17 protein-coding genes are annotated in these 17,553 nt (G+C 71.7%); 7 read left to right on the top strand and 10 right to left on the bottom strand.

Translation table 11 applies throughout. The annotated features are described in order from the left end of the window. Positions 1-35: 35 nt before the first annotated feature. On the bottom strand, positions 36-401 hold the full coding sequence (locus B079_RS0122980; RefSeq protein WP_018548193.1) for a hypothetical protein: 366 nt from the start codon (positions 399-401) through the stop codon (positions 36-38). Positions 402-437: 36 nt separating this feature from the next. Further along, the gene (locus B079_RS0122975) at positions 438-803 is read right to left on the bottom strand and encodes a hypothetical protein (RefSeq protein WP_037801814.1); all 366 of its coding nucleotides are present in this window, start codon (positions 801-803) and stop codon (positions 438-440) included. A gap of 161 nt (positions 804-964) precedes the next feature. Between B079_RS0122975 and B079_RS0122970 the strand changes: the two genes are divergently transcribed. From B079_RS0122970 to B079_RS0122955, 4 genes are all read left to right on the top strand, one after another. Then, positions 965-1,810 carry an EamA family transporter gene (locus tag B079_RS0122970; RefSeq protein WP_026248974.1) on the top strand — a complete coding sequence of 282 codons (846 nt, stop codon included), beginning with the start codon at positions 965-967 and terminating at the stop codon, positions 1,808-1,810. 143 nt (positions 1,811-1,953) lie between these two features. After that, the gene (locus tag B079_RS0122965; RefSeq protein ID WP_018548190.1) at positions 1,954-3,075 is read left to right on the top strand and encodes an FAD-dependent oxidoreductase; all 1,122 of its coding nucleotides are present in this window, start codon (positions 1,954-1,956) and stop codon (positions 3,073-3,075) included. 128 nt (positions 3,076-3,203) lie between these two features. Then, complete coding sequence (locus B079_RS0122960; RefSeq protein WP_018548189.1) at positions 3,204-4,097, top strand: NAD(P)-dependent oxidoreductase; 894 nt, start codon at positions 3,204-3,206, stop codon at positions 4,095-4,097. An 81-nt stretch (positions 4,098-4,178) separates the two neighbouring features. Continuing rightward, entirely contained in the window at positions 4,179-4,454 is a 276-nt protein-coding gene (locus tag B079_RS0122955; protein ID WP_026248973.1) for a DUF1876 domain-containing protein, read from the top strand. A 306-nt stretch (positions 4,455-4,760) separates the two neighbouring features. Here the strand turns inward: B079_RS0122955 and B079_RS0122950 are convergent, their stop codons facing one another. The 4 genes from B079_RS0122950 to B079_RS0122935 all read right to left on the bottom strand — a co-directional run bounded on the left by B079_RS0122950 (position 4,761) and on the right by B079_RS0122935 (position 8,591). After that, entirely contained in the window at positions 4,761-5,930 is a 1,170-nt protein-coding gene (locus B079_RS0122950; RefSeq protein WP_018548187.1) for a serine hydrolase domain-containing protein, read from the bottom strand. An 85-nt stretch (positions 5,931-6,015) separates the two neighbouring features. Beyond that, on the bottom strand, positions 6,016-6,777 hold the full coding sequence (locus B079_RS0122945; protein WP_018548186.1) for an energy-coupling factor ABC transporter ATP-binding protein: 762 nt from the start codon (positions 6,775-6,777) through the stop codon (positions 6,016-6,018). A 13-nt stretch (positions 6,778-6,790) separates the two neighbouring features. Next, complete coding sequence (cbiQ, locus tag B079_RS0122940) at positions 6,791-7,552, bottom strand: cobalt ECF transporter T component CbiQ (protein WP_018548185.1); 762 nt, start codon at positions 7,550-7,552, stop codon at positions 6,791-6,793. A gap of 1 nt (position 7,553) precedes the next feature. Beyond that, positions 7,554-8,591, bottom strand: a complete 1,038-nt coding sequence (locus B079_RS0122935) for an energy-coupling factor ABC transporter permease (RefSeq protein WP_018548184.1) — start codon at positions 8,589-8,591, stop codon at positions 7,554-7,556. Positions 8,592-8,753: 162 nt separating this feature from the next. Between B079_RS0122935 and B079_RS0122930 the strand changes: the two genes are divergently transcribed. Then, the gene (locus B079_RS0122930) at positions 8,754-9,107 is read left to right on the top strand and encodes an SsgA family sporulation/cell division regulator (RefSeq protein ID WP_018548183.1); all 354 of its coding nucleotides are present in this window, start codon (positions 8,754-8,756) and stop codon (positions 9,105-9,107) included. Between the two features lie 39 nt (positions 9,108-9,146). Here the strand turns inward: B079_RS0122930 and B079_RS0122925 are convergent, their stop codons facing one another. The 3 genes from B079_RS0122925 to B079_RS0122915 form a co-directional block, all read right to left on the bottom strand. Next, positions 9,147-10,808, bottom strand: coding sequence for a penicillin-binding transpeptidase domain-containing protein (locus B079_RS0122925; protein ID WP_026248972.1), 1,662 nt, complete (start codon positions 10,806-10,808; stop codon positions 9,147-9,149). A 96-nt stretch (positions 10,809-10,904) separates the two neighbouring features. Continuing rightward, positions 10,905-12,536 carry a penicillin-binding transpeptidase domain-containing protein gene (locus B079_RS0122920; protein WP_018548181.1) on the bottom strand — a complete coding sequence of 544 codons (1,632 nt, stop codon included), beginning with the start codon at positions 12,534-12,536 and terminating at the stop codon, positions 10,905-10,907. 617 nt (positions 12,537-13,153) lie between these two features. Next, positions 13,154-13,939 (bottom strand): DJ-1/PfpI family protein, encoded by a 786-nt coding sequence (locus B079_RS0122915; RefSeq protein ID WP_026248971.1) that lies wholly within the window; start codon positions 13,937-13,939, stop codon positions 13,154-13,156. 239 nt (positions 13,940-14,178) lie between these two features. Here B079_RS0122915 and B079_RS35565 point away from each other — a divergent pair, with 239 nt between their 5' ends. After that, positions 14,179-15,027, top strand: coding sequence for a GMC family oxidoreductase N-terminal domain-containing protein (locus B079_RS35565; protein WP_051095257.1), 849 nt, complete (start codon positions 14,179-14,181; stop codon positions 15,025-15,027). Next, a complete protein-coding gene (locus B079_RS35560) occupies positions 14,940-15,755 on the top strand; it encodes a GMC oxidoreductase (protein WP_234016851.1) in 816 nt (271 codons plus the stop codon). Before B079_RS35565 ends, B079_RS35560 begins: the two co-directional genes overlap by 88 nt. A gap of 27 nt (positions 15,756-15,782) precedes the next feature. Here the strand turns inward: B079_RS35560 and B079_RS0122905 are convergent, their stop codons facing one another. Then, on the bottom strand, positions 15,783-17,537 hold the full coding sequence (locus tag B079_RS0122905; RefSeq protein WP_018548179.1) for a dolichyl-phosphate-mannose--protein mannosyltransferase: 1,755 nt from the start codon (positions 17,535-17,537) through the stop codon (positions 15,783-15,785). Positions 17,538-17,553 lie beyond the last annotated feature (16 nt).

The following is a 17,553-nucleotide window of genomic DNA, read 5'->3' as shown; positions in this document are numbered from 1 at the left end:
ACGGCCGGTGAGGGTTCCTCCTCACCGGCCGTCCGTCATGGAGCCGTCTTCTCGATCGCCTCGAAGATGTCCGCGTCCGTCTCCCGCTGCCAGGCCGGGAGTTCGGGCCAGTCGGCGACGTAGCCGGGCTTGGGGTCGGTGAAGTGCTTGTACATCTGGGCGGTCCAGGAGATGGCGACGAAGCGGCTCTTCTGCTCGCGGGTCAGCCGCGCGGCGGCGCCGTCGCTGAGGCTCAACAACTGCCGCACCTGCGCGGCAACCGCCCCCGCCGCCTCCCGCTCCCACTGCGGGGTGTCCTCCCACGGGGCCACATAGCCGGGCTTGGGCTCGCCAGGGAAGTGGCGGTGAACGCCCGCGATCCAGGCTTCCCGGAACAGTCGCGCGCCCTCGGTCTCCGACATGGCTACCCCTCTCGTGACGACGTGCTCACCCGGCCGTCACTCCAGTGATCTCTCGATCGCCTCGAAGATGTCCGCGTCCGTTTCCTGTTGCCAGACCGGCAGGTCGGACCATTCGGCTACCTGGGCCGGGTCGGGGTCGGTGAGTTGGTCGTGGACCTCGTTGGCCCAGCAGACGGCGACGAAGCGGGCTTTTTGTTCGCGGGACATGCGGGCGGCGGTGCCCTCGCTGAGGGTCATGAGGTCGCGTACGCGGGTGGCGACTTCCCCGGCGACCTCCCGTTCCCACTGCGGGACGTCCTCCCAGGGGGTGATGAAACGCGGCTCGGGGTCGCCGGGGAAGTGACGGTGCACTCCGGCGATCCAGGCTTCCCGGAAGAGTCGAGCGCCCTCGGTCCGATTCATGGACCGCAGCTTAGGGGGGTTGGTCCCGAGAAATCCGTCACTCCTTGCAACTGGTCCTGTTTGTTCGGGTGAGGGCGGCCGACCGCGCCGGATCAACCCCTTGTACAGGCCACGTAGTGATCCGTTAGCGTGCCGTGCATGACGACGACTGGTCCTCACCGGTGACGCCGCTCGTCACCGCCGCCGTCCTGCTCGCCGCGTTCACCCATGCCGGGTGGAACGCCATCGCGCATCAGATCAACGACAAGCTGACCGGGTTCACCCTCATCGCCGGGGGCGGCCTGATCATCGGGCTGCTGATGGCGCTGTTCACGCCGTTGCCCGCCGGGCCCTCGTGGCCGTATCTGCTCGTCTCGGCCGGGGTGCATGTCGCGTACTACGCGCTGCTGATGACCTCCTTCCGGCTCGGGGACTTCGGGCAGGCGTACCCCCTCGCGCGCGGCACCGCCCCGCTCGTCGTCACCGTGTTCGCCGCGCTGTTCGCGCACGAGGTGCCGGGCGGCTGGGCGGCGGCCGGGGTCGCCGTGTCGTGCGTGGGGCTGACCGGGGTCAGCCTGTGGGGGCTGCGCGGGCGGCGGCCCGACTGGAAGGCCATCGGCGCCGCCGTCGCCACCGGGCTCACCATCGCGTCGTACACCGTCCTCGACGGCCTCGGCGTGCGCGAGGCGCACACCCCGCTCGGCTACATCGCCTGGCTGATGGCGCTCCAGGGTGTGGTGATCCCCGCCTACATGTATGTGCGGGTGCGGGGGGACATGGTGCGGCAGCTCAAGCCGTACGCCCGCCTCGGTCTTCTTGGCGCCGCCCTCTCCGTCGCCGCCTACGCCCTCGTCCTGTGGGCCCAGACCCGCGCCCCGCTCGCCCCCGTCGCCGCCCTGCGCGAGTCCTCGATCATCGTCGGCGCGGCCATCGGGGCGCTGTTCTTCAAGGAACGGTTCGGGGCGCCCCGGATCGCGGCGGCGGGGCTGCTGGTGGTGGGGATCGGGCTGATGTTGCACGCGGGGTGAAGCGGCCCTGGGTACGGCGTCCTGTCGGCTGTGTGTCGGGGCTGTCAGGGGGATGTCGGCGGGCTGTCGGGCGCGCTCGGCACGGTGGTGGAGCACCCGCCGGGCATCCGGTCGGCGGGTCCGTGACCAGCGAGGAGACCCCCATGACCACCCCCGTCACCATCATCGGCGCCGGACTCGGCGGACTGACCCTGGCCCGGGTCCTGCACGTGCACGGCATACCGTCCACCGTCTACGAGGCGGAGGCGTCCCCCGCCGCCCGCATGCAGGGCGGGATGCTCGACATCCACGACTACAACGGCCAACTCGCGCTCAAGGCAGCCGACTTGATGGACGAGTTCCGGGCCATCGTGCTGGAGGGGCGGCAGGCGATGCGGTTCGTCCGGCGGGACGGCACCGTCCTGCTGGACAAGGCGGACGACGGCACGGGCGGACGCCCCGAGGCACAGCGCGGCGAGCTGCGGCGGATGTTCCTCGACGCGCTGCCCGCAGGCACCGTCCGCTGGGGACACAAGGTCACCGGGGTCCGTGCGCTCGGCGACGGACGCCACGAGGTGGACTTCGAGAACGGCACCTCCGTGACGACCGGCCTCCTGGTCGGCGCGGACGGCGCCTGGTCGCGCGTACGGCCGCTGCTGTCCGACGCCACCCCCGAGTACGTCGGCGAGGCGTTCGTCGAGACCTACCTCTACGACGTCGAGACCCGGCACCCCGCCGTCGCGAAGATGGTGGGCGGCGGCTCCTTCGGCGTCTTCGACCCGGACGACGACGGGCGGACCATCGCGGCGCACCGGGAGAGCGGCGAGACCATCCACACCTACGTCATGCTCACCAGGTCGCTGGAGTGGTTCGCGGGCGTCGACTTCACCGACCGCGCCGCCGCCACCGCGCGGATCGCGGCCGAGTTCGAGGGTTGGGCCCCGGAGTACGCCACCCTCATCACCGAGTCCGACACCGCTCCCGTCCTGCGCCCCCACCACGCCCTGCCCGTCGGACACCGCTGGGACCGCGTACCCGGCGTGACCCTCGTCGGCGACGCCGCCCACCTCTCCGCCCCCAACGGCGAGGGCGCCAACCTCGCCATGCAGGACGGCGCCGACCTCGGCGAGGCCATCGCCGCGCACCCCGGCGATCCCGAGGCCGCGCTCGCCGCGTACGAGCGGGTGCTGTTCCCGCGCAGCGCCGAGGCCGCCGCCGACGCCGCCCGCAAGCCCACCGCGGAGGAACTGGTCGCGTTCTTCGAGCAGCACCGGCAGACCGGCTGAGCCACGGCCGGACGCGTCGGACGCGTCGGACGCGTCGGTTGCGTCACGGCCGGCCGTGCGGTGGCTGCGGGCAGGATGGGGCACGAGCAAACGGAACCACCTCCACCGCATCGACAGGGAGCCGTCACATGACGACCGCACAGCCGACCGTCGCCGTCCTGGGCACCGGCATCATGGGCGCCGCCATGGCCCGCAACCTCGCCTGCGCCGGGCTCGGCGTCCGCGCCTGGAACCGCACCCGCGCCAAGGCCGAGCCGCTGGCCGCCGACGGGGTACGGGTCACCGGCACGCCCGCCGAGGCCGTCGAGGGCGCCGATGTGGTCCTGACCATGCTGTACGACGGCGGAACCGTCCTCGACGTCATGCGCGAGGCCGTCCCCGCGCTGCACCCCGGCACCGTGTGGGCGCAGTGCACCACCGCCGGGACCGAACTCACCGGCGAACTCGCCGCCTTCGCCCGCGAGCACGGGCTCCTCTTCTACGACGCCCCCGTCCTCGGCACCCGCGAGCCCGCCGAGGCCGGGGCGCTCACCGTCCTCGCGGCCGGGCCCGAGGAGGGCCGTGCGGCGCTCTTGCCGGTCTTCGACGCGGTCGGCTCCCGGACCGTGTGGACCGGTGAGGACGGCGCGGAGGCCAGCGCCAGTCGGCTCAAGCTCGTCGCCAACGACTGGGTGCTCGCCGTCACCGCCGCGACCGGTGAGGTGCTGGCGCTCGCGCAGGCCCTCGGTGTCGACCCGCAGTCCTTCTTCTCGCTGATCGAGGGCGGGCCGCTGGACATGGGGTATCTGCGGGCCAAGAGCGCGCTCGTGCTCGACGGCAGGCTGACCCCGGCGTCCTTCGCCGTCGCCACCGCCGAGAAGGACGCGCGGCTGATCCTCGCGGCGGCGGAGCGTGGGGGTGTACGGCTCGATCTCGCCGAGGCGACCGCCGAGCGGTTCGCCCGGGCCGCTGCGCAGGGGCACGGGGGTGAGGACATGGCCGCCGCTTACTTCGCCAGCTTCGAGGAGAAGCCGGGGGAGTGAGCTTGGCGCCGGGGCTGTCGACATGAGATTCGCTGCGCGTCGGCGCACCCTGGAAGCAGAGGTTTTCCGGAGGTGGTCGTCATGATGCACACCACTGTGGGGTGGCATGTCGAGCTGGAGTTCATGGAGGACGACCAGCACACGCGCGCGGTGGCCATGGTGCGTCTGCCCGATGGCAGTGAGGTGCGTGCCCATGGGCACGCTACCCGGCACCAGGTCGACAACAATCAGCCGCGGGTCGGTGAGGAGATCGCGGGGGCTCGGGCGCTCAACGAGATCGCCATGCGTCTGCTGGAGAAGGCGCACGAGGAGATCGACCAGGACTCGGGGCGGATCTCGCACCCGATCCACGTGTAGGTCGCCTGGCGGTGGCTTGTCCGGCTTGTCCGGCCTTCCGCCGGTGGTCGCTTCCGTCGCGGCTGCGTCGTCGTGGGGCGGGGCCGCGGCGGGGGGTGTCCGTCCTCGGTCCGGCGGGCTGCATATCGAGAAGTTCAACGTGTTTTCGCCGGCCGCTGCGGGCGGACACCCCCCGCCACGGCCCCTTCTCGCCGTCTGCGGCCGTCCGGTGCGTTGTGCGGCGGTCGGCGGTCGCTGGTTCGCGTCGTCGGTTCGCGTCGTCGGTACGTGCGGGTCGTGGGGTCTGTCCTACGTCCCGGTCGTTCCTCAGCCTTGCAGTGCTTCCCGTAGTGCTCGTACCAGGGACTGGGCCCTTGGGTCTGCTGTTACGCCTGGCTGGAAGGCGTTGGTGATGTAGCCGAAGGCGATGCCTGTCTCGGGGTCCGCGAAGCCCAGGGCGCCGCCTCGGCCGGGGTGGCCGAAGGAGTGGGGGGTCAGGAAGGGGGAGGCGGGGCTGTGGAGCATGGGGCCCAGGCCGAAGCGGGTGTTCACCACGAGGACCTGGTCGGGGCCTGACGATTGTTCCGTGCGGGCCAGTTCCATCGTCTCCGGGGTGAACAGGCGTACTCCGCCCTCCACTTCGCCGATCAGCGAGGCGTACAGCCGGGCCAGGCCGTCCGCCGTCGCGATGCCGTTGGAGGCGGGCAGGGTGGCGGCTCGGTAGGTGAGGGCGTTCTCGTCCGGGAGGGGGGTGATCGCGGCGAAGGCTCGGCGGGTGAGGGAGTCCGGGTCGGCGTACGCGGCTGCTACGGCCTTCTTGGGGCGGGTGCGCAGGGCGCCTTCGATGGGGGGTGGCTCCACCGGGCCTACGCGGCCCGCTCGGGTTTGTTCTTGTTCGGGCAGGCCCAGCCACAGGGTCGCGCCGGTCGGGGTGGTGATCTCGTCCGCGATCCACTCGCCCACCGGGCGGCCGGTGATCCGGCGGATCAGCTCGCCGGTGAGCCAGCTGAAGGTCTGCGCGTGGTAGCCGTGGGCGGTGCCCGGCTCCCATACCGGTGCCTGTGCGGCCACGGCCGCCGCGCCGAGGTCCGGGTCGGCGGCCTGCTCGGGGGTGAGGGGGGTGTCCAGTACGGGCACGCCCGCGCGGTGTGCGAGCAGGTGCCGTACGAGGGTGTGTTCCTTGCCGTTCGCCTTGTACTCCGGCCAGTACTCGCCCACCGGCGCGTCCAGGTCCAGTTCGCCGCGCTGGTGCAGGAGGAGGAGTGCGGCGGCTACGACGCCCTTGGTCGCGGAGCGGATGATCTGTGCCGTCTCCTCCTGCCAAAGCTCCGTTCCGTCCACGTCTCGTGTGCCTGCCCACAGGTGGACGACTCGGTGGCCGTCCCGGTAGACGGTGACGGCCGCGCCGCGCTCACCGAGTCGGGCGAAGTTCGCCGCGAACGCCTCCCCGACCGCTTCGAAGCCCTCGGCCACCGTGCCGTTCACGTTCGCTTCCACACCCGAGCCCCTTCACTGGCTTGCGCTCACGAGTGAAACACGGGGGGCGTGGCCTTCGATTCCTCGGTGGGACACGGCTCACATGTCAGGCGCCCCGCGTCACGGCCTTCGGGTCGAAGCCGAACGGCAGCTCCAGACGGTGCGCCCGCATCAGTGTGTCGTCGCCGAGCAGTTCGCCGGTCGGGCCGTCCGCCGCGATCACCCCGTCGCTGAGGATGAGCGAGCGGGGGCACAGCTCCAGGGCGTAGGGCAGGTCGTGGGTGACCATGAGGACGGTCACGTCCAACGCGCGCAGGATGTCGGCCAGTTCGCGTCGGGAGGCCGGGTCCAGGTTGGAGGACGGCTCGTCCAGGACCAGGATCTCCGGCTCCATCGCGAGCACGGTCGCGACCGCCACCCGGCGGCGCTGGCCGAAGGACAGGTGGTGCGGGGGGCGGTCCGCGAAGTCCGCCATGCCGACCCGGTCAAGGGCGCTCCGTACACGCTCTTCCAGTGCGGCGCCCTTGAGTCCGGCGGCGGCCGGGCCGAAGGCCACGTCCTCTCGCACGGTCGGCATGAACAGCTGGTCGTCGGGGTCCTGGAAGACGATGCCGACCCGCTGCCTGATCTCCGCCATGTGCCGCTTGCCGACCGGCAGCCCCGCCACGGTCACCGTGCCGGTGCCGCCGCCCAGGATGCCGTTCAGATGCAGCACGAGCGTCGTCTTGCCCGCGCCGTTCGGGCCGAGCAGCGCGACCCGCTCACCGCGCGCGATCGAGAAGTCGACCCCGAACAGCGCCTGGTGGCCGTCGGGGTAGGCGAAGGCGAGGCCGGAGACCTCCAGCGAAGCAGTACTCACGTCGTCCATCCCAGCACATCCCTCACAGGGCCCAGCCCAGCAGGCAGACCAGCAGCGCGGTCGCCGGGAGGGTCAGGGCGTACGACCACTGGGTGCGGGACGCGGTGATCTCGTCGATGACCGGCATCGTGCCGGAGTAGCCCCGGCTCATCATGGCGAGGTGGACGCGCTCGCCGCGTTCGTAGGAGCGGATGAACAGGGCGCCCGCCGACTTGGCGAGGACGCCCCAGTGCCGTACGCCGCGCGCCTCGAAGCCGCGGGACTCGCGGGCGACGCGCATGCGGCGCATCTCGTCGGTGACGACGTCGCCGTAGCGGATCATGAAGGAGGCGATCTGGACGAGCAGCGGGGGCAGCTTGAGCCGCTGGAGGCCGAGCAGCAGCTCGCGCAGGTCCGTGGTGGCCGCGAGCAGGACGGAGGCGGCGACGCCGAGGGTGCCCTTGGCGAGGACGTTCCAGGCGCCCCACAGGCCGTCCACACTCAGCGAGAGGCCGAGCCAGTGCACCCGCGCGCCCTCGGCCACGAACGGCATGAGCACCGCGAACGCCACGAACGGCACCTCGATCAGCAGCCGCCGCAGCAGGAACCCGGCGGGCACGCGGGCCCGGTACGCGACGCAGGCCAGCAGCACCGCGTACACCCCGAACGCCCACATCGCCTCGCGTGGGGTGGCGACCACCACGACGACGAAGGCGAGCGTGGCGGCCAGCTTGGTGTGCGGGGGCAGCGCGTGCACCGGGGAGTGCCCGTGCCGGTAGAGGCGGTGGGCGTGTCCGGCGCCCATGTCAGGCTTCCGCGGGTGCGGTCTCGCGGCGCCTGCGCACCGCCCAGAACACCGCGCTGCCCGCCACCACCGTGACGCCCACACCGATCACGCCCGCGAGTCCGCCCGACAGACGCGCGTCGGACACGTCCTTGACGCCGTAGTCCGCGAGCGGGGAGTCGGCGGAGGCGTGCCGCTCGGCCTTGCGGTCGATGCCCTGGTCGTGGGCGACCTTCTCCAGGCCGTCGGGGTTCGCGGAGGCGTAGAAGCTGACGAACCCGGCGAGCACCAGCGAGGCGACCAGGCCGGTGAGCCACAGGGTGCGCCGGGAGGTACGCGCGGCCACCGGGGCCGGGGCGGCGTCGGTGGCGTCCACCAGCTCGCCGTCGACCCGCAGCCGGAGCTTCTGGCGCAGTCCGCGCGCGCCGTAGACCAGGTCGGGGCGTACGGCGACGACGGCGCCCACGGTGAGCGCGGTGATCACGGCCTCGCCGATGCCGATCAGCACATGGACGCCGATCATCGCGGTGGCGACCTTGCCGAGGGACACGTTGGTGGTGCCGCCGATCGCGTAGATCAGCGTGAAGACCACGGCGGCGGCCGGTACGGAGACCAGCGCGGCCACGAAGGACGCGGCGGTCACCGAGCGCCGGGTGCGCGGCAGCAGCGCGAGCAGCCCGCGGAAGACGGCGTACGAGACGACGGTGGTCGTGATCGCCATGTCGGTGATGTTCACGCCGAGCGCGGTCAGCCCGCCGTCCGCGAACAGCACGCCCTGCATGAGCAGCACGACCGACACACAGAGCACGGCCGTATAGGGGCCGACGAGTATCGCGGCGAGCGCACCGCCCAGGAGGTGGCCGCTTGTTCCGGCCGCGACGGGGAAGTTGAGCATCTGTACGGCGAAGATGAACGCCGCGACCAGTCCGGCCAGCGGTGCGGCGCGCTCCTCGCCCAGCTCGCGGCGGGCACCGCGCAGGCTCACCGCGAGGGCGCCGGCGGCGACCACTCCGGTGACGGCGGAGGTCGGGGCGTCGATGAATCCGTCAGGTACATGCACAGGGTGATTTTAGAGGCTTGTTGCAAACCCTTTGCAAGAGGGAGGGGGTCTCCGTTGGTGAAGTCTCGGCACTCCGGGGGCGTAAATCGGAAAATATGGGACATTAGAGACGAGGTGGATGGACGGCTCCGGCGATGTCACCCCATGTGAGAGGGCGATCCGATGTCTGTAGTCGAGCAGTACGCGCGCGCCCACATCGTGACGGACGAGACGGACGAGGACGAGCCGGGAGCCGTACCCGTCATGCTGACCTACGACCCCGACACCGACCCCTGGTCGGTCCGCGTGGGGCTGCCCGGACCGCAGGAGTGGACCTTCTCCCGCGCGCTCCTGGAGGAAGGGCTGCGGGCCCCCGCCGAGAGCGGTGACGGGGACGTACGGGTCTGGCCGTGCGGCCGGGTCCAGGCGGTCGTGGAGTTCCACTCCCCGCAGGGCGTCGAGGTCGTGCAGTTCGACGTCAAAGCCCTCATGCGCTTCCTGCGCCGCACCTACACGGCCGAGCCCGTCCGCAGCTGAGCTGGGGACGGGCTCGTTCTCACGCGGGGGCCGGGCGGGTCAGCTCCCGAGCTTCAGCAGGGTCGCGACGATCGGCCCCGCCGTGTCGCCGCCGTGGCCGCCCGCCTGGACCACGCCCGCCGAGGCGAGGTCGCCCTTGTAGGCGGTGAACCAGCCGTTGGGCTTCTTCTGGTTGTCCACCTCGGCCGAGCCGGTCTTCGCGCCGTAGTCCGGGCCGAGCCCGGCCATCGCCTCGGCGGCGGTGCCGTAGGCCGCGGTGAACTGCATCAGCTCCCGCAGATCGGCCAGCGTCTTCGCGGACAGGGTGCGCGAGGCGGTCGCCAGCGTGCGGTGGTCCACCGACGGCGCGACCAGGTACGGCTGGTGGAAGGTGCCCGTCTTCACGGTCGCCGCGACCGACGCCATGTTCAGCGGGTTCATCCGCACCCCGCCCTGCCCGATCAGCGAGGCCGCCATCGGGGCCGCCGACTGCACCGGCACCGAGCCGTCCAGTGTCGGCACGCCGATCTGCCAGTTGTCCATGGAGAGGCCGAAGACCTGCTGCGCCTGCTTGGTCAGGTCGTCGTTCTTCAGCTTCTTCGCCTGGCTGATGAAGGCGGTGTTGCAGGAGCGCCCGAAGCTCGCCTTGAAGGTGCCGCCCTTGATCGAGAAGTCGTCGTCGTTGTGGAACTTCCAGCCGCCGTACGTGTACGTCTTCGGGCAGGGGTGCTTCTTGTCCGGCGACGCCAGGCCCTTCTCGATCAGCAGCGAGGAGGTGATGATCTTCATGGTGGAACCGGGGGCCAGCGAGCCCTGGAACGCGGTGTTGAAGCCGTGCCCGCTGTTGGCGACCGCCAGGATCTCCCCGGTGGAGGCGCGCAGGGCGACCACGGACGCCTTCTCCCGCTTGTCCACCTGCTGCTCGGCCGCCGCCTGGAGCGTCGGGCTCAGCGTGGTCTTCACCGTGCCCGGGGTGCCCGCGCTCAGCGCCACCAGCGTCTTGTCGGACAGCCCGGCCTTCTCGGACGCCTTGCCGCGCACCACGCGCAGCTCCACGCCCGCTGTGCCGCCCGCCTGCTTGCCGTACTTCTCACGCAGGCCGTCCAGCACCGTGCCCAGGGAAGGGAACTCGGCCGTCGTCAGCTCGCCGCCGTCACGGTCCAGGGCCTTGATCGGCGGGGTGCCGGACTCGCCGGTGACCAGCTTGTCGCCGTCCTTCAGATCCGGGTGGACGACGGAAGGCTGCCAGTCCACCACCGCCGCGCCGTCGGACTTACGGCGCACCACGGTCAGTGAACTGTCGTACGCCAGCGGCTTGTCGGTGCCCTCGAAGGAGACGGTCGCCTTCACCGAGAACGGCACCTTCGCGCCCGCGCGCTTGCCCGCGGTGAGGGTGACGTCCTTCAGCCGGGCGTCCTTGGTGTAGCCGGTGAGCAGGGCGGTGGCGGCGGGGGCGTCGTCGGTGACGGCGGCGGCCCTGGCCGGGTCGTTCTTCTGCCAGGCCGTCAGGAAGCGGGTGGCGGCCGTCTTCACCTCGAGGGCGCTCGGCGGACCCGTCTTGACCTCCTTGTGGTCCGACAGGGTCCGGTCGTCGGCCGACGCGCCGCCCTCGTACAGCGCGTAGAGGCCGAAGCCCGCGCCGCCGACGACCACGGCGATCATCCCGCCGAGTACGGCGGGTCTGGTCTTCGGCCGCTCGGCGGCACGCCTTCTCTTGCCCACAGTCCCAAGCCCTCCGCGCTCTCCCCGGGGTCCGCGCAGCCCTCACACTTCCCCAACGACTGCACCACCCTAGAGTCCCGCGTCGAGTGGCTGTTCTCAGCCCGTGCTCCGTAGCACTCTTGCGACAATCGGGCCGGAGGCGTCGATGCCATGGCCGCCGTCCTCGGTGACCGCCGCGGCGGCCACGTCGTTGCGGTAGCCGGTGAACCAGCTGTTGGACTTCGACTGGCTGTCCACCTCGGCGGAACCGGTCTTGGCGCCGATGACGCCGCTCATCCGGGCCATCACGCCCGCGGCGGTGCCGGAGCGGGCGGTGCGGTTCATCATCTCGCGCAACTGCTGGGACGTGGCGGCGGGCAGGCCCTGGGCGGTGGCGGGCTTGCGGCCGTCCAGGCTCAGCGGCACGATCACCGGCTGGCGGAAGACACCGGTCAGCGCGGTCGCGGTCACCGAGGCCATGTTCAGCGGGCTCATCTGCACCTGGCCCTGGCCGATCAGCCCGGCCGCCGTGTCGGGGCCGCCCGGTGCGGGCACCCGGCCGTCGAAGGACGGCACGCCGATCTTCCAGTCGTTGCGCCCGATCCCGAACCGCTGCCCGGCCTCCTTGGTCAGCCAGTCCGGCTGCACGTCGTCCGCGAACTTCACGAACGCCGTGTTGCAGGAGCGGGCGAAGCTCTCGGAGAGCGTGGCCTGCTCGTTGGGCTTCATGTCCGCGAGGTTGTTGAAGGTCTGGCTCTGCCAGACGGCGCTGGCCGGGCAGGGCGCCGGGCCGTTGGCGGTGGTCAGGCCGTGGTCGATGAGGGTCGCGGCGCTGACTATCTTCATGGTCGAGCCGGGCGCCAGCTCGCCGAGGAAGGCCGCGTTGAAGCCGTCGTCGCGGTGGTTGGCGACCGCCAGGATCTCGCCGGTGCTCGGCTTGACCGCCACCACCGAGGAGTTGGTGTAGTCGGCGACCGCCGACTCGGCCGCCGCCTGCGCGCCCGCGCTGAGGGTGGTCCTGAGCTTGCCGGTGCGGCCCTTGACCAGCGTCATCAAGGTGGTGTCGGCGGCCGTGTCCCCGTCCGCCGCGTCCTGATGCCGGATCACCAGCTCCACGCCGCCCCGGCCACCGGTCTTGTCCCCGTAGCGCCGGCGCAGTTCGTCGAGGATCGGGCCGAGCGAGGGGTACTTCTCCCGGGTCAGCACCTTGCCGTCCCGGTCCACGGCCTCCACCTGCGGGCTCGCGGCCTCCTCGATGGTCAGCGTGTCCCCCTTCTCCAGCCGGGGGTAGACCACCGAGGGCTCCCAGTCGACCAGCGGCCGGTGCGAGTTCACCCCGCGCACCACGGTCAACTCGCTGCTGTACGCGATCGGTTCGGACTTCTCGCCGTACGACACCTGCGCGCTCACCTTGAACGGCACGGTGGTGCCGTCGGCCTTGCCGGGGGTGATGCGGACGCCGGTGATGTGCGCGTCGTCGCCGTACGCGGTGAGCAACTGCTGGGCTTCCTCGGGGAAGTTGGTGTACGTGGCCGCGCGCTCGGGCTGGTTCCTGGTCCAGGCGGCGAAGAACGCCTTGCTGGTCTCGGCCACTTCGTCCCGGTCGGGCGGTCCGGTCTTCACCTTGGGCGCGCTGCTGACCCCGGTCCCGCCCAGCGCGGAGGCGACGTTGTACATCCCGTAGCCCGCGCCGCCCAGCATCGCGGCGCAGACCCCGCTGACGACAGCGATCTTGACTTTCCTGCCCATGACGTGTCCCTCCCCAGCCCCGTGTCCCCGTGTCCCCGTGGTGCGACCGTCGCGCCCGATGTACTGAACGCGTTCAAAAATCGGTGCGGGGGAACTGTATGCGCTCGTGGACCGCTCGTGGGCCCCTCGTGAAGAGAGTTGTCGATTGTTGACCGAATGGAGATGTTGCGCGGCCGACGGCCGTGGTGCGCGGGCCCTTTGTGGTGGCGCGGGGGTGGCGCGGGCGCGTCTCCGGGCGGGACGCGTGGGGGTGAGTCCGGCCGACGTCGGACCGGCCGGACCCACCGGGGCCCCCGGTCGCCGGCCCGGCTCCGGGGTGCGTTCCGGAGCCGGGCCTCAAGGCCGCGGGGGCCGTGCGGAAGGCCCTCCCCCTGGAGCCTCCGAGGAGAGAGCCAACCCCAACCGACCCCCCTCGCTCAAGCGTCCGGCGCCCGGGCCTACGGGGGGTTCGCCCCGGTTTGCCGGTGGCGGGCGCCGGGGTGTTCGACTGGCGCGTTCGGATGGCGAATGGAGAAACCGCAGGCCGGGGACGTGCGGGGGTGGCGAAACCTGGCGTATCGGCGGGTACCGCCTGCCTTCCGGGGCCCCTCCCGCTCTCCCCTCGCCCGAGCCGCCTCTCAGCCCTCGTCCCGCGTCGCCTCCACCAGCGCGTCCGCCGCCAGCAGGCCGAGCGCGTTGGAGGCGAGCGGGCTGTCGCCGGTGAGGAGTCTGCGGTCCTGGTGGACCTGGCCGGTCATCTTGTCGTTGAGGACGGTCAGGCCCTGCTCCCGCAGCAGCCCGGCGACCAGCCACTGCAGCCGTCCGGGCAGATAGCCGATGTCCAGGTTGGGTCCTTCGTCGAGCGCGTCCGGGAAGACACAGACCGAGTAGCCCTTGAACGGCGACTCCGTCTTGCCCAGGGAGGCCGCGAGCAGCGCCGCGGGGCCGTGGCACAGGGTGATGACGTACTTGTCGTTCGCCAGGGCCCAGTCCAGCGTCCGTGTCACGTCCTCGCTCCTGGGCAGCCCCACCACGGCCCCGTGCCCGCCGGGGATGAACACGGCGACGTACTTCGAGTCCTCGCCGAGATCGTCCGCGACGACGTCCGCGAGGTCCAGGGGGTTCTTGAGCTTCGGCTTGAGCGCTTCGAAGGCGGACAGGACGGCCTCGTCCTCCTCCGGCAGCGCCCACAGCTCCAGCTTCGCCGGATAGCCGCCCACGGTGGCCACGTCGATGTCGAAGCCCGCCTCCATCAGATGGTGCGCCTTCTTGTCGCCGGAATAGGCGTCCTTGTGCTTCACGCCGGCGAAGTCGGTCTTCGGCGCGGTGTATTGACTCAGCGAATACGGCGACGGGAAATAGGCGTTGTCCTCGGCCGGGTCCGGAGTCGGCTCCTTGCTCAGCTCGCCGGAAGCCGTTGCCATCGTGCTCACAGCCTTTGTGTCGGTGATGGTTCTCGGGCGCCCCTCGCCCAGGCCAACGCGCGCGAACGGGCCTGTCAGAGGGGCGCGAGGCGGTGGGTGGCGCGGCTCTTTCCGCAGGTGCACAGTGCTCGGCGTGGAGCTTTTTCGTACGGGAGAACCAGCGCGAGGACCGGAAATTCGTCGACGCGGAGAACGGCGTTCTCTATCCTCGGGGCAGTTCCCTCGGCGGCAGTACGACGGTGAACGCGCTCATCACCCTCTTCCCGCAGGGCAAGGAGTGGGAGCGGCTGGTGGAACTCACCGGCGACACCGGCTGGTCCACCGAGGCCATGCGCGAGCGCTTCCGGCGCCTCGAGCACTGGCAGGGCCAGGACGCCGAGCCGCTGCCCGGCGAGACGCCCGCCGAGCGGGACGCCAAGGCCCGCCACGGCACGGACGGTTGGCTCGGCACGACCCGGGCCGCACCCGCTCTGGCGGGCCGGGAGCCGAGGTTCCTCGACATCATCGGCGCGGTGGAGCGGACCGCCCGCGACCGCTTCGGCATCCCCGACGACGTGCCGCTGCCCCGCGACCCGAACGCCGCCGACACCCCGCCCGACTTCCAGGGCATGGGGTTCGTCCCGACCGCCGTGGCCGACGGCGTGCGCAACGGCTCGCGCGAGCGGCTGCTCGACGTACGCCGTCAGGTCGGCGACCGGCTGACGATCAGGACGGACGCGCTGGTGACCCGGGTGCTCTTCGAGGGCGACCGGGCCGTGGGCGTCGCCTACCGGGAACAGCACCGGGCGTACGGCGCCTCCTCGCACGAGACCTGCCGTCTCGACCCCGACCCCGCCGACCTGACCGAGGACGAGAGCGCCGAGGGCATCGCGTACGCCACCAAGGAGGTCGTCCTCGCGGGCGGCACCTACAACACCCCGCAGCTGCTCATGCTCTCCGGCATCGGCCCCGCGCGGAACTGGAACGGCTCGGCATCCCCGTACGCGTCGACGCCCCCGGCGTGGGACGCAACCTCCACGACCGCTACGAGGCGTCCGTGGTCGCCGAACTCGATCACGACTACGCCCTGTTCGACGGCTCCTCGCTGAACGTCCCCGCCCCCGGGCAGCCCCGCGACGCGCTGATCGGCGAGTGGGACGACGACCACGGCGGGCCCTACTCGACCAACGGGCTGCTGGCGACGCTCATCGCCGGGTCGAGCGTCGCCGACGGCGACTCCGACCTCATGCTGCTGGTGCTGCCCGTCGACTTCCACGGCTACTACCCGGGCTACGCGGAGGACGGCTCGCACGCGCGCGACCGGCTGGCCGTGGTCGTCCTCAAGGGGCACACCAAGAACCGGGGCGGCGTGGTGAGCCTGCGCTCCGCCGACCCCGCCGAGCCGCCGGACATCCGGTTCCACTACTTCTCCGAGGGCAGTCCCGGCTGGCAGGAGGACCTGCGCGGCATGGTCGACGGGATCGAGATCGCCCGCGACGTCATCGCCCACGCGGCCGACGCCGGTGTCACCCGCGAACTGGTCCCCGGGCCCGAGGTCCGCACCACCGGTCGGCTGGAGGACTGGATCCGCACCCAGTCCTGGGGCCACCACGCCTGCGGCACCGCGAAGATCGGCTCCGACGACGACCCCGCGGCCGTGCTCGACGGCGACTTCCGGGTGCGCGGCGTGCGGGGGCTGCGCGTCGTCGACGCCTCCGTCTTCCCCGACATCCCGGGCCTGTTCATCGCCTCCGCCGTCTACCTGATCAGCGAGAAGGCCGCCGAGACGCTGCTCGCCGCGTACCCGGCCCCGGAAACGGCGACGGCCCGGCGGTGAGCCGCCGGGCCGTCGACAAGGAACGGGCTACACCCAGGTGTCCAGCCACATCCGCGACCGCCACTGGTCGATCGGGATCGCCGTGCCCGTGAACAGCGGCCAGAAGTAGATGAAGTTCCAGGCGACCAGCAGCACCAGGACGCCCGCGCCCGTCGCACCGACCACCCGGCGGGTGTCGCTGGAGTGCGCCGGGCCGATGATCGCGCCGAGCATCATCGCCACCGCGAGACACAGGAACGGCACGAAGACGACCGCGTAGAAGAGGAAGATCGTCCGCTCCTGGTACATGAACCAGGGCAGATACCCGGCCGCGATGCCGCAGGCGATGGCACCGGCCCGCCAGTCGCGGCGGAAGGCCCAGCGCCACAGGACGTACAGCAGCGCCGCGCAGCCCGCCCACCACAGCGCCGGGGTGCCGATGGCCAGCACCTCGCGGGCGCACTTGCCCGCGGTGTCCGCCGGGCAGCCGTCGGTGCCGGGGGAGGGGGACTCGTAGAAGTACGACACCGGGCGGCCCAGCACGAGCCAGCTCCACGGGTTGGACTGGTAGGTGTGCGGGGACGAGAGGTGGACGTGGAACTCGTAGACCTCGTGCTCGTAGTGCCACAGGCTGCGCAGCCAGTCCGGCAGGAAGGTCCAGGAGCCGCCCTTGCCCGCGGTCGCGGCCCAGTCGCGGAAGTAGCCGCCGGTGCCGTCCGTGGGGGAGAGGATCCAGCCGGTCCAGGAAGCCAGGTAGACGGCGATCGTCACCGGGACCGTCGCGAGGAACGTGATGCCGGTGTCGTGCTTCAGCACCGCCTCGTACGGGTGCCGGGCGCCCGCGACCTTGCGCGCGCCCACGTCCCACAGCACCGCCATCACGCAGAACGCGACCAGGATGTACAGGCCGTTCCACTTGGTGCCGAAGGCCAGGCCCAGCATCACACCGGCCGCCCAGCGCCAGGGGCGCCAGCCGAGGCGGAAGGTGTCCGCGACGGCCGCGTCCGGGCGGGCCCGGCCGTCCTCGCCGACCGGGAGCGCGGCTGCCAGTCTCGCGCGTGAGCGGTCGCGGTCCAGGATCAGACAGCCGAAGGCCGCCAGCACGAAGAACATCAGCACGCCGTCGAGCAGCGAGGTCCGGCTCATCACGAAGTGCAGGCCGTCGAGGGCCATCAGCAGGCCCGCCAGGCAGCCGAGGAACGTCGACCGGAAGATCCGGCGCCCGATCCGGCACAGCATCAGCACGCTCAGCGTGCCGAGCAGCGCGGTCATGAAGCGCCAGCCGAACGGGTCGAACCCGAAGAGCAGCTCGCCGAGCCCGATCACGTACTTGCCGACCGGTGGATGCACGACGTACGCCGCGTCCAGCGGGACGGAGAGGTGGCCGTGCGTCTGGAGGACCGCGTCGTTGGCGTTCTTGTCCCAGTTGACCTCGAAGCCCCGGTGGACGAGGGCCCAGGCGTCCTTGGCGTAGTACGTCTCGTCGAATATCACCGCCCGCGGGCTGCCCAGGTTCCAGAAGCGCAGCACGCCCGCGAGGAGCGTCACGAGCAGCGGGCCGCCCCACGCCGACCAGCGGGTGATCCGGTCCGCGAGCAGCGGGGGCACGCCCAGGACCTGCCACAGCCGCGGCGAGGGCTCGGCGTACGGCGGCACCAGGCGGTCCCGTACGTCGGCTCCCCCCGGGGCGCCTCCCGCGGGCGCGTAGCCGAATCGGCGCAGCCGCCGCTGCCAGGAGGGCCGCTCGTCGTCGGGCGGCGCCTGGCCCTGCCGGAGGTCCGTGGAGGACGCGGTACTGGTCACCGCGCCATGGTAGGGA

This window comes from Streptomyces sp. LaPpAH-108, assembly GCF_000373625.1.
GTDB lineage: Bacteria > Actinomycetota > Actinomycetes > Streptomycetales > Streptomycetaceae > Streptomyces.
Note: the sequence above shows the minus strand (reverse complement) of the source record. Positions and strands in the feature narration are given on the sequence as shown.

Excerpts from the sequence above, each read along its gene's own strand:
- B079_RS0122980 (WP_018548193.1), bottom strand. The coding sequence starts at position 401 with ATGTCGGAGACCGAGGGCGCGCGACTGTTCCGGGAAGCCTGGATCGCG.
- B079_RS0122975 (WP_037801814.1), bottom strand. The coding sequence starts at position 803 with ATGAATCGGACCGAGGGCGCTCGACTCTTCCGGGAAGCCTGGATCGCC.
- B079_RS0122965 (WP_018548190.1), top strand. The coding sequence starts at position 1,954 with ATGACCACCCCCGTCACCATCATCGGCGCCGGACTCGGCGGACTGACC.
- B079_RS0122960 (WP_018548189.1), top strand. The coding sequence starts at position 3,204 with ATGACGACCGCACAGCCGACCGTCGCCGTCCTGGGCACCGGCATCATG.
- B079_RS0122955 (WP_026248973.1), top strand. The coding sequence starts at position 4,179 with ATGATGCACACCACTGTGGGGTGGCATGTCGAGCTGGAGTTCATGGAG.
- B079_RS0122945 (WP_018548186.1), bottom strand. The coding sequence starts at position 6,777 with ATGGACGACGTGAGTACTGCTTCGCTGGAGGTCTCCGGCCTCGCCTTC.
- cbiQ (WP_018548185.1), bottom strand. The coding sequence starts at position 7,552 with ATGGGCGCCGGACACGCCCACCGCCTCTACCGGCACGGGCACTCCCCG.
- B079_RS0122930 (WP_018548183.1), top strand. The coding sequence starts at position 8,754 with ATGTCTGTAGTCGAGCAGTACGCGCGCGCCCACATCGTGACGGACGAG.
- B079_RS0122920 (WP_018548181.1), bottom strand. The coding sequence starts at position 12,536 with ATGGGCAGGAAAGTCAAGATCGCTGTCGTCAGCGGGGTCTGCGCCGCG.
- B079_RS0122915 (WP_026248971.1), bottom strand. The coding sequence starts at position 13,939 with ATGGCAACGGCTTCCGGCGAGCTGAGCAAGGAGCCGACTCCGGACCCG.